This window comes from Archangium violaceum (assembly GCF_016859125.1).
GTDB lineage: Bacteria > Myxococcota > Myxococcia > Myxococcales > Myxococcaceae > Archangium > Archangium violaceum_A.
Window position 1 is genome coordinate 7,684,055 of the sequence record NZ_CP069338.1, and the last position, 13,054, is coordinate 7,697,108.

General features: G+C 68.6%; 14 protein-coding genes. 3 read left to right on the plus strand and 11 right to left on the minus strand.

What is annotated here, in order from left to right:
* Positions 1-25: 25 nt before the first annotated feature.
* Entirely contained in the window at positions 26-2,053 is a 2,028-nt protein-coding gene (locus JQX13_RS32920) for a TonB-dependent receptor plug domain-containing protein (protein ID WP_203403432.1), read from the minus strand.
* Between the two features lie 143 nt (positions 2,054-2,196).
* Positions 2,197-4,800, minus strand: coding sequence for an ATP-dependent chaperone ClpB (gene clpB / locus JQX13_RS32925; protein WP_203403433.1), 2,604 nt, complete (start codon positions 4,798-4,800; stop codon positions 2,197-2,199).
* A 229-nt stretch (positions 4,801-5,029) separates the two neighbouring features.
* On the opposite strand from clpB, the gene JQX13_RS32930 reads away from it, so the two are divergent.
* Positions 5,030-5,539, plus strand: coding sequence for a hypothetical protein (locus JQX13_RS32930; RefSeq protein ID WP_239014000.1), 510 nt, complete (start codon positions 5,030-5,032; stop codon positions 5,537-5,539).
* A 32-nt stretch (positions 5,540-5,571) separates the two neighbouring features.
* Here the strand turns inward: JQX13_RS32930 and JQX13_RS32935 are convergent, their stop codons facing one another.
* From JQX13_RS32935 to JQX13_RS32945, 3 genes are read right to left on the minus strand one after another with little or no spacing between them, the layout of a single operon-like run.
* Complete coding sequence (locus JQX13_RS32935; RefSeq protein ID WP_203403434.1) at positions 5,572-6,219, minus strand: hypothetical protein; 648 nt, start codon at positions 6,217-6,219, stop codon at positions 5,572-5,574.
* Positions 6,216-6,527, minus strand: coding sequence for a DUF1844 domain-containing protein (locus tag JQX13_RS32940; RefSeq protein ID WP_203403435.1), 312 nt, complete (start codon positions 6,525-6,527; stop codon positions 6,216-6,218). Before JQX13_RS32940 ends, JQX13_RS32935 begins: the two co-directional genes overlap by 4 nt.
* Before the next feature lie 4 nt (positions 6,528-6,531).
* Positions 6,532-6,801 carry a hypothetical protein gene (locus JQX13_RS32945; protein WP_203403436.1) on the minus strand — a complete coding sequence of 90 codons (270 nt, stop codon included), beginning with the start codon at positions 6,799-6,801 and terminating at the stop codon, positions 6,532-6,534.
* Between the two features lie 230 nt (positions 6,802-7,031).
* Here JQX13_RS32945 and JQX13_RS32950 point away from each other — a divergent pair, with 230 nt between their 5' ends.
* Together JQX13_RS32950 and thiD are read left to right on the plus strand one after the other, a co-directional pair.
* A complete protein-coding gene (locus tag JQX13_RS32950; protein WP_203403437.1) occupies positions 7,032-7,793 on the plus strand; it encodes a gamma-glutamyl-gamma-aminobutyrate hydrolase family protein in 762 nt (253 codons plus the stop codon).
* Positions 7,790-8,530 carry a bifunctional hydroxymethylpyrimidine kinase/phosphomethylpyrimidine kinase gene (gene thiD, locus JQX13_RS32955; protein WP_203403438.1) on the plus strand — a complete coding sequence of 247 codons (741 nt, stop codon included), beginning with the start codon at positions 7,790-7,792 and terminating at the stop codon, positions 8,528-8,530. Before JQX13_RS32950 ends, thiD begins: the two co-directional genes overlap by 4 nt.
* A 28-nt stretch (positions 8,531-8,558) precedes the next feature.
* On the opposite strand, the gene dnaB is transcribed toward thiD, so the two are convergent.
* The 6 genes from dnaB to JQX13_RS32985 form a co-directional block, all read right to left on the minus strand.
* Positions 8,559-9,956, minus strand: a complete 1,398-nt coding sequence (gene dnaB, locus JQX13_RS32960) for a replicative DNA helicase (RefSeq protein WP_203403439.1) — start codon at positions 9,954-9,956, stop codon at positions 8,559-8,561.
* Positions 9,957-10,120: 164 nt separating this feature from the next.
* Positions 10,121-10,567: a 50S ribosomal protein L9 gene (rplI, locus tag JQX13_RS32965; RefSeq protein ID WP_203403440.1), complete on the minus strand. Its 447-nt coding sequence runs from the start codon at positions 10,565-10,567 to the stop codon at positions 10,121-10,123.
* 30 nt (positions 10,568-10,597) lie between these two features.
* Entirely contained in the window at positions 10,598-10,927 is a 330-nt protein-coding gene (rpsR, locus tag JQX13_RS32970; RefSeq protein ID WP_203403441.1) for a 30S ribosomal protein S18, read from the minus strand.
* Between the two features lie 51 nt (positions 10,928-10,978).
* Positions 10,979-11,443 (minus strand): 30S ribosomal protein S6, encoded by a 465-nt coding sequence (rpsF, locus tag JQX13_RS32975; protein ID WP_203403442.1) that lies wholly within the window; start codon positions 11,441-11,443, stop codon positions 10,979-10,981.
* Positions 11,444-11,669: 226 nt separating this feature from the next.
* Positions 11,670-12,248: an aminoacyl-tRNA hydrolase gene (gene pth / locus JQX13_RS32980; protein WP_203403443.1), complete on the minus strand. Its 579-nt coding sequence runs from the start codon at positions 12,246-12,248 to the stop codon at positions 11,670-11,672.
* 80 nt (positions 12,249-12,328) lie between these two features.
* Complete coding sequence (locus JQX13_RS32985) at positions 12,329-13,015, minus strand: 50S ribosomal protein L25/general stress protein Ctc (RefSeq protein ID WP_203403444.1); 687 nt, start codon at positions 13,013-13,015, stop codon at positions 12,329-12,331.
* Between the last annotated feature and the right edge of the window lie 39 nt (positions 13,016-13,054).

The window sequence follows — 13,054 nt, forward strand, 5'->3', positions numbered from 1 at the left end:
CTCCCAGAGGGAGAGGGAGCTTTGCTCAGTATTCCCACTGGACTCCGCCCAGCACGCCTCGCGGAGTCCGCGGGTTGAACCGCTGGTCGCCCGCGTTGAGCAGGTTGTAGCCGTTGACGAAGACCTCGAACCCACCCTTCAGCTTGTAGGTGACCTGGGCCTCGAGATCGAAATACGACGGCGCCCACACCTCCTCCTCCTCGCCCAGGCCGATCACGTTCGCCATGCCGCCATCCGTGCCCAGGTAGTAGGGCCGGCCACCCACCCACGAGCCACGGACGGTGGCCTCGAGGTTCAGCGGGCGGACCCTCGTGGAGAGTTGCGCGTTGACCCGGTGCCGGGCTCGGCCCTCCAGTGGGCGGTCACGCGTGACATCCTTCGCGTCGAGCCGTGTATAGGACAGGTCCAGGTACGTGGCGCGCACGGGCAGGCGGAAGTGTCCGTTGAGCTCGAGTCCCTGCGTGTACGCCCTGGCCACGTTCTCGTAGTTGTAGGTCACCGGATCATCCGGGTTGGGCACCCCGCTGGCCGTGACGTTGATGAGGTTGTTGAGCCGGGTGTGGAAGCCGCTCACGGAGAAGATCCACCCGTCGATGGGCGGGCGCCAGTCCAGGCCCACGTTCACCGCCGCAGAGCGCTCGGCCGTGAGGTTGCGGTTTCCCGCGACGACGTAGCCGATGCCCTGGTTGGAGAAGCGCAGGTACAGCTCCTGGAACGACGGCGGGCGGAACCCGAGTCCCACCGAGGCTCGTGCCGTCAGGGCCGGGATGGGATCCAGCTTGAGGGCGAGCCGTGGCGAGGGCGCTCCGCCGAACTGCGAGTCCAGGTCGAAGCGGAAGCCCGGTGCCACCTTCAGCTTCGGCCCCGAGCCGTCCGATGACAACGCCACATCCCACTCGTCCTGGAGGAACGCTCCGCCCCGGATGCGGCCCACCGGGCTCTCCTCGAGCCGTGCCGAGGAGAGCCGCTCGCCGAGCACCTCGATGCCTCCGGTGATCGCGTGATGGCCCATGCGGTGGTCCGCCTGGATGACGCCTTCGTAGAGGCGATTGAAGTTCTGCGAGTAGTCGTCGAGCGCCCGCGAGCCGCGCTGGTCTTGCAGGAGTTGATCCCGGAACAGGCCGAAGTGTCCCCGGACGAGCAGGGAGGTGTCATCGGCGAGCTGCTTCCTGCCGCCGAGCGAGAGGTCGAACTGCTCCTGCCGCTGTCTCCGGTCGAGCACCGCGCCCGAGGGGTTGAGGTCGACGGCGTTCTCGTCACGCTGGTTGTACTGGCTGCGCAGCCACAGCCGCGAGCGCTCATCCGGGGCATAGGCGAGCGCCACGTCACCGTCGAACCGGCGGATGCCCGCGCCGCTCGTCGCCGCGTCCGCGGGCGCCCAGTCGTAGGGACTGCGGGTGCGGTAGCTGCCGCCCACGCGAACCTCGAAGGGGCCCTGCTTCGTGCCCGCGTTCGCGCGGAAATCGCCCTCGAGCAGCGCTCCGAACGAGCCCCGGGCGCTCAGCTCCAGCGGGCGCTGCACGCGCCGGGAGATGAGGTTCACCACGCCGCCGATGGCATCCGCGCCATAGAGCGCAGCGGCCGGTCCCTTGACGATCTCCACGCGCTCCACGTCGCGCAGGCTGAAGCGCCCCAGGTCGAGCGTGGTGCCCACCCGGCCGCTCACGCGCTCGCCGTCGACGAGCACGAGCACGTATTCGGGATCCAGGCCCTGCAGGCGCAGTCCCGTGCCTCGGAAGGTTTGAACCAGTTCCACTCCCGGGTGTTGCTGGAGGAGCTGGCCCAGGTCCCGGGCGCCGACTGCTTCGATCTGCTTCCGGGTGATGACCTCGGTGGCCACCACCACGTCCTCGAGCTTGCGCTCGGCGCGCGAGGCGGTGACGACCGTCTGCTTGCTTCGGTCGATCTCCTCGGGCTCGGGGGGGGCCGGGGAAGGGGAGGGCTCGGAGATGGCGGGACCGGCGGCGTCCGGTCTGGAGGCGCCCTCGCCGGGCTGCTGCTGGGGGTCGATCAGCTGGCCCACCACGAGGGCGGCCACCAGGGGGAGGATCACGGAGTGACTCTCGGCCGGATGACCTTCGCCGTCAATGGGGTGGGGCCGTGGGTTTCTCTCGAACGAAAAAGGCCCCAGGTTCGGAAACCCGGGGCCCTCGATACCCTCACCCCGTCCCTCTCCCAGCGGGAGAGGGTGAGGTGCTACGCGGCCTTCGCCTGGCCCTTGCCGAAGGTCAGCCCGTCCTTGTCCGCGTCCACCACGATGTGGTCCCCGGGCAGGTACTCGCCTCCCAGCACCTTCAGCGCCAGCGGATCCATCAGGTACTTCTGGATGGCCCGCTTCAGCGGCCGGGCCCCGTATGTCGGATCGTACCCGCGCTCGGCCAACAGCGCCTCCGCCTTCTCCGTCAGCTCCAGCGTCAGCCGCTTGTCCGCCAGCAGCTTCTGCATCCTCGCCACCTGGAGGTCCACGATGCGCTGGATGTCCTTCTTCCGCAGCGGCTCGAAGATGATGATCTCGTCCACCCGGTTGAGGAACTCCGGCCGGAAGTTCTGGCGCAGAATCCCCAGCACGTCGTTGCGCGTCGCCTCGTCCAGCTCCTCCTTGCCCGCCATCCCCTCCTGCAGGGCCTGCGAGCCGACGTTGCTCGTCATGATGAGCACCGTGTTCTTGAAGTCCACGGTCCTCCCCTGGCTGTCCGTCAGCCGGCCCTCGTCGAGGATCTGCAGCAGCATGTTGAAGACGTCCGGGTGGGCCTTCTCGATCTCATCGAACAGGACCACCGTGTACGGCCGGCGCCGCACCGCCTCGGTGAGTTGGCCTCCCTCCTCGTAGCCGACGTACCCCGGAGGCGCGCCCACCAGCCGGGCCACGGAGTGCTTCTCCATGTACTCGGACATGTCGATGCGCACCATCGCGCTGTCGTCGTCGAAGAGGAACTCCGCCAACGCCTTGGCCGTCTCCGTCTTGCCCACGCCCGTGGGGCCCAGGAAGATGAACGAGCCGATGGGCCGGTTCGGGTCCTGCAACCCGGAGCGCGCACGGCGCACCGCGTTGCTCACCGCCTCGATGGCGCTGCGCTGGCCGATGACCCGCTTCGTCAGCCGGTCCTCCATGTTCACCAGCTTCTGGACCTCGCCCTCCAGCAGCTTGGAGACGGGGATCCCCGTCCACTTGCCCACCACCGCCGCGATGTCCTCCGCGTCCACCTCCTCCTTGAGGAACTTGTGGGTCTTCTGTAGCTCGGCCAGCTTCGCGTTCTGCTGGACGATCTCCTTCTCCAGGCCGGGGATGACGCCGTACTTGATCTCCGCCGCCTTGTTGAAGTCACCCTGCCGCTCGGCCGCCGCCTGGTCGTTCTTCGCCTTCTCGAGCTTCTCCTTGAGCGCGCCAATCCCGCCGATGGCCTTCTTCTCCGAGTCCCAGTGGGCCTTCAGCGTGTTGAAGCGCTCGTTGAGGTTCGCCAGTTCCTTCTCGATCGTGGACAGCCGCTCCTTCGAGTGCGGATCCGTCTCCTTGCGCAGACCCTCGCGCTCGATCTCCAGCTGGGTGATCTTCCGCCGCACGTCGTCGATCTCCGTGGGCATCGAGTCGATCTCGATGCGCAGGCGGCTGCATGCCTCGTCCACCAGGTCGATGGCCTTGTCCGGCAGGAAGCGGTCGGAGATGTAGCGGTTGGACAGGTTGGCCGCCGCCACCAGCGCGGAGTCCTGGATGCGCACGTGGTGGTGCACCTCGTAGCGCTCCTTGAGGCCGCGCAGGATGCTGATGGTGTCGTGCACGCTCGGCTCGCCCACCATCACCGGCTGGAAGCGCCGCTCCAGGGCCGCGTCCTTCTCGATGTGCTTGCGGTACTCGTCCAGCGTGGTCGCGCCGATGCAGTGCAGCTCACCGCGCGCCAGGGCCGGCTTGAGCATGTTGCCCGCGTCCATCGCGCCCTCGGCCTTGCCCGCGCCCACCAGGGTGTGCAGCTCGTCGATGAAGAGGATGATCTCCCCCGCCGCGTCCGCCACCTCCTTGAGGACCGCCTTGAGGCGCTCCTCGAACTCGCCGCGGTACTTGGCTCCGGCCACCATCGCGCCCAGGTCCAGTGTCACGAGGCGCTTGTTCTTCAGCCCCTCGGGCACGTCCCCGTCGATGATCCGCCGCGCCAGGCCCTCGACGATGGCCGTCTTGCCCACGCCCGGCTCACCGATGAGCACCGGGTTGTTCTTCGTGCGCCGGCTGAGCACCTGGATGCAGCGGCGGATCTCCTCGTCACGTCCGATGACGGGATCCAGCTTCCCGGCCCGCGCCGCGTCCGTGAGATCGCGGCCGTACTTCTCCAGCGCCTGGTAGGTGGACTCGGCATCCTGGCTCGTCACGCGGCCGGAACCCCGCACCTCCTTCAGGCTGGACAGCACGCGCTCGCGCGTCACGCCGGAGGACTTCAGCACCTCGCCCACGGCCCCCTTGTCCTGCGTGAGGGCCAGCAGCAGGTGCTCGCTGGAGATGAAGTCGTCCTTGAGGGACTTCGCCTCGTCCTCGGCCTTGTCGAAAGTCTTCAGCAGCCGCTGGCTGAGCATCGCGCCTTCGCCGCCCTGCATCCTCGGCAGCTTCTGGAGCGTCTCCCCCAACCGGCCGGCGAACAGTTTGACATCCACGCCAATCTTGCGGAGCAGCGGCTCGACGATGCCGTCCTTCTGTCCGAGCAGTGCCGTCGCGAGGTGCTCCGGCTCATAGTTCGGATTGTCGGCCCGCCGGGCCAGGGACTGTCCCTCTTGAATGGCCTCCTGCGCCTTCACTGTGTATTTGTCGAGTCGCATGTCACCAACGTAAGGGTCGGGGACCCCTTGGCAAGCACGCGCGGCCCCCCCTACCTTTCACGTCCCGTGCGGCCCGGATGGTTGGATCCTCCACGTTCTTCCAGGCTCTCCGGGAGTTGCCTTTCCCAGGTCAGCCCGGGTATATGCCCGCCCGCACACCGGGGGGCATCCACTGGAAGCGCATGGCGGTTATCTCATTCGAGTTGAATCCCTGGGCGGCCTGAAGCTGATGGAGCTGGCCCGGCAGGCGCTTGCCGAGGATGGTGCCCCGGCGGACTCCCTGCTGACGGTGTCCGTCTACCGCCGGCGCAAGATCGTCCGGCTGGCCCTGGATGGACCCCACACGGCGGGGCGGAGGGGCTCGCACTGGTATAGCGAGCACCACACCCTGGCCCGATTGCTGTCCAGGGAGGTGGGCGTCACCGTCCACTCCTACGTGTACGACCCCCAGGAGTACGAGGAGGTCAAGGCCTTCGGAGGAGGGCAGCACGTCGGTGGGGAGCGCCTGCTGTACGACGAGGTGGAGCTTCCCGAGTGCCTGGACGGCGAGTTCGACGACGAGGCCTTCGCGCGGATGCAGGCCCAGTGGCCGATGGGCCACCTGGCGTGGGTCTTCGGGGTGGAGCGCGAGCTGCTGCTGCAACTGCACCGCATGCAGGGGACGAGGCTGGTGCTCAACGGCTCGGGGCCGGATTCACCGTCTCCCCTGGATCAGCTGCTGCGAGGCGTCCCGGCCTGAGGCCCTGAGGAGGGCCCGGCGCGAGGAGGTGCTCAGTCCTCTTCTTCGGCGAGATCGCCGTCCAGGAGGCTGACGGCCTGGCGGACGTGTTCGCTGCGGAAGTACTGGCCGAGCAGGGCGAAGGTGCCGGCGACGAGCGCCGTCAGCCCCACCGCGCTGGCGGAGACGAGCCAGGGCATGACCTGGAGGTGATCGGCGGCCGGACCCTGGAACTCGGGGAGGGTCCTCATGGCCTCGACCATGACGGGGCCCATGCGCCGGGCCACCACGGCCCCCTGGGCTCCGTCGATGGTGCGCAGCAGGGCCGCGGTGATGGCGGCTCCCCCGAGCATCCGGCGCATCCGTTCCAGGGGGAGCCCATCGGGGCGGAGCATCCGGCCCGCGGCGACGAAGACGAGGGCACAGGCCACCGAGAGCGCCCCCAGGGTGAGCGCGCGCGACTCGCGCATGGGCTCGAGCGCGGCGAGCTGCGCGTCGGCGATGCGTGCGTCGATGGAGGGATCGCCCACGATGGAGAAGTTCGACGAGCCGCTGGCCTCCCTGAATTCCGAGAGCCGGCTGAGCCCCATGGACTCACTCAGGGCGAAGAAGCCCGTGAAGGCGGAGAGCACGAGGCAGACGAACGCCGCGAAGCGGATGCCTCGCGGCAGGCCCTGGGAGGGGGAGACCGGTCGACTCACCGCTTGCTCGCCTCCACGAAGCGCAGGCGCAGGTCGGCGAGGAGGTTGTCGAAGAGCTGCTGCTCCTCGGACGTGAGGTTGCCGCGCGTCTTGTCGTGCAGCATTCCCAGCAGATCCAGGCTCTGCCGGGCGAGAATCAAATCCCGCTCGGACCTGCCCGTCTCCGGATTGGGCGCCTCACCCAGGTGGATGAGGGCGCTGGAGGCCAGGCCGATGAGGAAGGTGCTGAAGGTGATGGGCGCCTCGGGCGCGCTCTGCCGCGCCTCGCCCTTCATCACGAACGTCTCTCCGCGCTTCTCCTCGCTCATGGCGTCACTCGGCCGACTCGGAGTCCTTGTCGCCCTCGTCCTCCTCGTCCTCGAGATCCTCGTCGTCGTCCTCGTCGTCGAAGTCCTCGTCGTCGAAGTCCTCGTCGTTCTCGAGCTCGTCGTGCATCACCGTCTCGACGGGGACGGCCTTCTCGGCCACGTCCGGCAGGGACTCGATGTGGTGCTGGTACGCCTTCTCGTCCAGCTCGCCACTGCGCAGGTAGCGGTCGGCCGTGCGCTTGTCGAGGTACTTGGGGTCTGTCGTATCGGCCATCGTCAACTCCTCGGAATCTCTTGGAAAAGGGCGCGCCACCTTATAGCAGGGCTGCCCTCTGTCAACGCCACTGAACCCACACCCGTCCCGGAGCCGATGAACGTTCCCCTCGTTCCATCCCTTCCCCGAGGTTCGTTCTCGCTCGCCGAGGACATTGCCGAGCGCGTCCGGCGCCTTTCCTCTGCTTTTGACAGGGGCGCCCTGGGGGCTAGCCTCGCGAGCGGAGACGTATGACGCACAAACTTCATGGCCAGCCTCCGCGCCGGCCGAACATCGGTATCACCCCGGACTACAGCGCGAACCGGCCGGACTCGGCGTTCGCGTACTACGAGCTGAAGGTGCCCTACGCGGACGCGGTACTGCGCGCGGGGGGCCTGCCCTTCGTGCTGCCGTACTCGGACGAGCTGGCGTGCGTGGACGCGTACCTGGATCGTATCTCCGGGCTGCTCGTCACGGGCGGGGCCTTCGACATTCCGCCCGAGGCCTATGGTGAGACGGCCCGTGAGGGCATGGGGCCGCTGAAGCTGTCGCGCACCGCCTTCGAGACGGCGCTGATGCGTGGGGCGCTCAAGCGCAACATGCCGGTGCTGGGCATCTGCGGGGGCATGCAGCTGCTCAACGTGGTGCTCGGAGGCACGCTGCACCAGGACATCGGCCGCGAGGTGCAGGGGGCACACGAGCACGAGCAGAAGCACGACCGGACCCAGCCGCAGCACCCGGTGGACGTGCGAGAGGGGACGCTCCTGGCGGATGCGGTCGGCCGGGGTCAGCTGATGGTGAACTCCACGCACCACCAGGCGGCGTGCCGCATGGGCCCCCAGGTGGTGGTGAGCGCGGTGTCACCGGATGGGGTGGTGGAGGCCATCGAGTCGCCCCAGCACGCCTTCGCATTGGGTGTGCAGTGGCACCCGGAGTTGATGCTCAACACGGTGCCGGTGAACGTGGGCGTGTACCGGGCGTTCATCCAGAAGGCACGCGAGCACCGGCGGTGACTGGGGCGCCGCGCATCCTGCTGTGCGCGGGCCACGAGCCCACGGGACGAGCGGGGCTGCTCTCGGACGTGGCGGCGGTGCGGGCGCTCGGTGGGGCGCCCGTGGCGGTGCCATCCGCGCAGACGGCGCAGGGGCGGGGAACCTTCCTGTACCAGTCCACGCCGCCGCGCGTGTTGAGGGCCCAGGTGAAGGCGGCGCTCGAGCTGGGGCCGCTGCACGCGGTGAAGCTGGGCCAGGTGCCCGGGCCGTCGCAGCTGGCCGCGCTGCGCGAGGCGCTCGAGGGCGTGGACGCGTGGTGGGTGGTGGACCCGGTCGTGCGGACCTCGAGGGGCGAGTCACTCTCGAAGCTGACGCGGCGGCACTACCTGTCGCTGGCGGGACCGAAGGTGGTGCTCACCCCGAACCTGGACGAGGCGGCGTGGCTGCTCGGCGGGGGAGCGGTGCGCACGGTGGAGGAGGCTCGCGAGGCGGGGAGGGCGCTGGTGGCCCACGGCTTCGGCGCGGTGCTGGTGAAGGGCGGGCACCGGGCCACGGGGGCGGTGGACGTGCTGTGCCTGCCGGAGCGGGACGTGGTGCTGGAAGGCACTCGATTGGAGCGCCCACCCGAGCGCCGGGGGACGGGCTGTCGGCTGGCCTCGGCCTTCGCGGTGGAGCTGGGCAGGGGCAGGCCGCCCACTGCCGCCGCGCGCCGGGCGAAGGCCCATGTGACGCGCTACCTGCGCTCCGGCCGTGACTGAGCTTCCGGGATCGTAGGCCGCACGCGGCCTACTCCATGCGGGCCCGGCTCTCGAAGCGCGTGTACTCGGCGAGGAAGACCAGGTCGATGTCTCCGATGGGGCCGTTACGCTGCTTGGCGATGACGAGCTGCACGGGGATCGCCGTGGTTCCGCCACCCCCACCGCCGCCTCCTCCTCCGCCACCCCCGCCGCCGCCCTCGCCCTCGGTCTGGTCCTCGCGGTGGATGAACATCACCACGTCGGCGTCCTGCTCGATGGCGCCCGACTCACGCAGGTCCGAGAGCATCGGCTTGCCGCCCTTGCGCTCCTCCACCTTACGGCTGAGCTGCGAGAGCGCGATGATGGGCACCTCCAGCTCCTTGGCCAGCTGCTTGAGCGCGCGGGAGATCTCCGCGATTTCCAGCTGGCGGCTCTCCACCTTGCCCTTCTGGTGCATCAGCTGGAGGTAGTCGATGACGATCAGCGACAGCCGCGGATCCCTCTGCTTGAGCCGCCGCGCCTTGGCGCGCAAGTCGAACGGGGACAGGCCGCCCGAGTCGTCGATGTAGATGGGGGCGTTGTAGAGCTTGCCCGCCATCTCCTGGAACTTCTCCTCGTCATGTGGGGTGAGCCGGCCGCCGCGCAGCTTCTTCATGTCCACACGCGCGCTCGAGGCCAGCAGACGCATGAGCAGCTGATCCGCGGGCATTTCCAGGCTGAAGATGGCCGCAGCCTTCGGCTCCTCCGCGAGCCCCACGTGCGTGGCGATGTTCATCGCGAAGGACGTCTTTCCGCAGCCGGGGCGCGCCGCGAGGATGATGAGCTCGCCGCCGTGCAGTCCCGTGAGCTGGTTGTCCAGGTCGACGTAACCCGTCGACAGGCCGGTGATGCCCGTCGTCGCGGTCTTCATCTTGTCCAGGAGGTCCAGCGTGTGCTCCATCAGCTCGCTGACGGGCCGCAGATCTCCCTCGCGCTTCTTCTCCGCCAGGTTGAAGACCTTGCGCTCGGCCTCGTCCAGCAGCACGTCCAGCTCGCCCGTCTCCTGGCTCGCGAGCTCCTGGATCTCCCGCCCCACGCCGGCCAGCCTCCGCCGGATGGCCTGGTCCTTGACGATCTTCGCGTACTGGATGACGTTGCCCGGCACGGGCACCATCTGGTCCAGGCTCATCAGGTAGGCCGGGCCACCCACTCCCGCCAGCTGCCCGAGCACCTTCAGCTCCTCGGCCAGCGTCAGGTGGTCCACCTGCCGTGAGGAGCCGTCCAGCTTGAGCATCGCGGCGAAGATCTGCGAGTGCGCCGGACTGGCGAAGTCGTCCGGGTGCACCACCTCCGCGATGCTGGCGACGATCGTGTTGTCCGCGAGCACCGCGCCCAGCACCGCGCGCTCCGCGGCGAGGTCCTCGTGGGATTTCCTGCCACCGGTCCGAATATCGAGGATGTTGTCCATGGGTGCCCGGCCAGTATACCGCGTCGCTACAGGTCTGTAGCGAGCACCTTGGCAGCGGCCTCCGACATGCCAGGGCGGGTGGACTGGCTCCCTCCCGCAAAAGGAAGGGCCGCCCGGGAGTCGAATCCCGGACGGCCCTGGTGCTTCACAGGCGGGGGGAGGGCTCAGGCCTCCGCCGCGACCTCGACCTTGATCTTCGCCGCCACGTCGCGGTGCAGCCGCAGCTCCACCTCGTACTGACCCGTGGCCTTGATGGGCTCGGCCAGGTGCAGCTGGCGGCGGTCCACCGTCTGGCCCTGGGCGGCGAGCGCCTCGGCGATGTCCAGCACGGTGACGGAGCCGTACAGCTTGTCCTGCTCACCCACCTTGCGGCGGATGGTGACCTTCACCGCGCCCAGCTTCTTGGCCTGCTCCTCGGCGGCGCCCTTCAGCTTGGCGTTGCGCGCCGAGATGACAGCGCGCTCGTGCTCGAGCTGGCGCACGTTCTGCTCGGTGGCCAGCACCGCGAGCTTGCGCGGCAGCAGGTAGTTGCGGCCGAAGCCGTCCTTCACCGTCACGAGCTCCCCGGACTTGCCCAGGTTCGCGACGTCCTCACGAAGAATGACCTTCATGTGATGTCTCCGTTCGTTCGAGGGGCCGGGCTAGCCGACCATCGCGTTGTAGGGGAGCAGCGCCAGGCCGCGAGCGCGCTTGATCGCGGTGGCGATCTCACGCTGGTGCTTGGCGCAGTTACCGGAGATGCGGCGGGGGATGATCTTGCCGCGCTCGGTGACGAAGTACTTCAGGGTCGACTGATCCTTGAAGTCCACCTTGGCGTTCTTCTCGGCGCAGAAGCGGCAGACCTTCTTGCGGCCGAAGCCACGGCCACCACGCTTCTCGTCATCACCACCCGCGCCGCCGCCGCGGCCACCGTCCCTGTCACCCCTGTCCCTGTCCCCGCCACGCGGAGCGTTCCTATCATTGCCGATCATGAGTGTTCTCTCGTCTCTGGAATGGGTCCGTGGAAGACGACCGGGATGGCACTAGGCCTCCTCGGTGGTCTCCTCATCCGCCTCGGGGGCCTCGTCCGCGGTATCGACGCGCTCAGCAGCGGGCGCCGCACCCGGGCGGGTCTCCTCGACGTCGCCGGCCAGCTTCAGGTCCTCGAGCACCGGACGGGTCTCGGGATCCACCTCGTCCGCGAGCTTCACGGACAGGTAGCGCGTCACCTCGTCGAAGATGCGGAGGTTGCGCTCCACCTCGGCCACCAGCCGGGTGTTACCCAGGAAGTTGGCGTGGATGTAGATGGCGCGGGGCTGCTTGGCGATGGGGTACAGCGTCTTCTTCTTGCCCCACACCGTGAAGCGGATGACCTTGCCACCCTCACGGGCGACGATGCCGCGGACGCGCTCCTTGAGCTTGTCCACGTTGTCGTCGGTGAGGTCAGGCTTGACCAGGAAGATGGTCTCGTACTCACGAAGCCGCGTGGCGGCCTGCGTATCAGCCATGTTTCTCTCCCCTTGGGGTTGAGTGCCCCCCGGTTGCCCGAGGAGCGGGGAAACGGTCGGACGGTCCAAGGGGGATCGTCCGCCGGGAACGGGAAAACCGCGCGCCCGTCTCCCTCGCGCTTCGTCCCGAGTGCACGCACCCGGGATGATGGAAAGGAACAGTCCAACCTCGCCGGAGCTTCCGGGAGGCGGGGAAGGGGCCTTCTACGGGGGGCCAGACCCCGAGTCAAGGCGCCCGCTTGTTGTACCGGTTCATGGCCGTCGCCAGTCCGTCGCGCACCCACGTCTCGGCCGCGTCCGCCGCCTGGGCGATCAGCTCGTCGAGCTGCCGGCGCTCGCCATCGTCGAAATTCGACAGCACGTAGCCGGCCACCCGGTCCTTGGCGTTGGGGCCCTGCGGCTTGCCGATGCCGAAGCGCAGGCGGATGAAGCCGTCCGCGCCCAGGGAGGAGACGCTGCTCTTCAGCCCGTTGTGGCCCCCGCTGCCGCCTCCCGCCTTGAGCTGCAACCGGCCGAAGGGCAGGTCCAGCTCGTCGTGGATGACGAGGATGTCCTCCACGGCGATCTTGTAGAAGCGCGCCGCCTCGGCCAGCGAGCGGCCGGACAGGTTCATGTACGTCTGCGGCTCCAGGAAGAGGACCTTCTCGCCGCCCAGGGAGCCCTGGCCCACCCGGGCCTGGAACTTCTCGTGGTTGAGCTCGGCGCGCGCGCGCGACAGCAGCGCGTCCACCACCATGAATCCGATGTTGTGCCGGTGGCGCTCGTACTCGCGCCCGGGATTGCCCAGTCCACAGATGAGCTTCATGGCAGACGCTCCAAAAACAGACGGGGCCAGCCCCTCCGGGCCGACCCCGCGTGCACAGAGTATACGGCGGGAAGAAGTGACTACTTCTTCGCGCCAGCCGCGGGCTTGGCAGCAGCGCCAGCCGCCGGCTTGGCCGCGCCGCCGGCCGCGGGCTTGGCCGCAGCCGCGGGAGCCGCCGCCGCGGGAGCCGCCTCGGCCGCACCCTCGGGCGCGCTGATGACTGCGATGGTGTAGTTGACGTTGGTCTTCACGACCACGCCCTCGGGCAGCTTCACATCGTTGATGTGGAGCGCCTGGGCGATCTTCAGCGGCGTCACGTCCACCTCGATCTTCTCGGGGATGGCGCGCGGCTTGGCGTAGACCTCGATCTCACGGCGGGCCTGGGTGAGCAGACCGCCCTCGGCCACACCCTCGGCCTTGCCGGTGAGCACCAGGGGCACGTTCACCTTCACCTGGTCGTCCTCGCGCACGGCGATGAAGTCCACGTGGAGGATCTCACGGGTGACCGGATCCTGCTGGTAGTCCTTGAAGAGGACCTGCTGCTCGCCCTCGCCGACCCCCTTCAGGGTGATGAGGGTGTTGAACTTGTGCGGGGTGTTGATGGCCTGGCGCACGGACTTGGGGTCGACCGCGACGGACAGCGGCTTCTCCAGGTGCTTGCCATAGACGACGGCGGGAACGAGACCCTGGCTGCGCAGGCGGCGGGCGGCGCCCTTGCCGGAGCCCTCGCGCGGCTTGACCTCGAGCATGCTCTTGTCGACGGACATGGATTTCCTCGGTGTGGGGACTGCGATGTGACCCCGCCG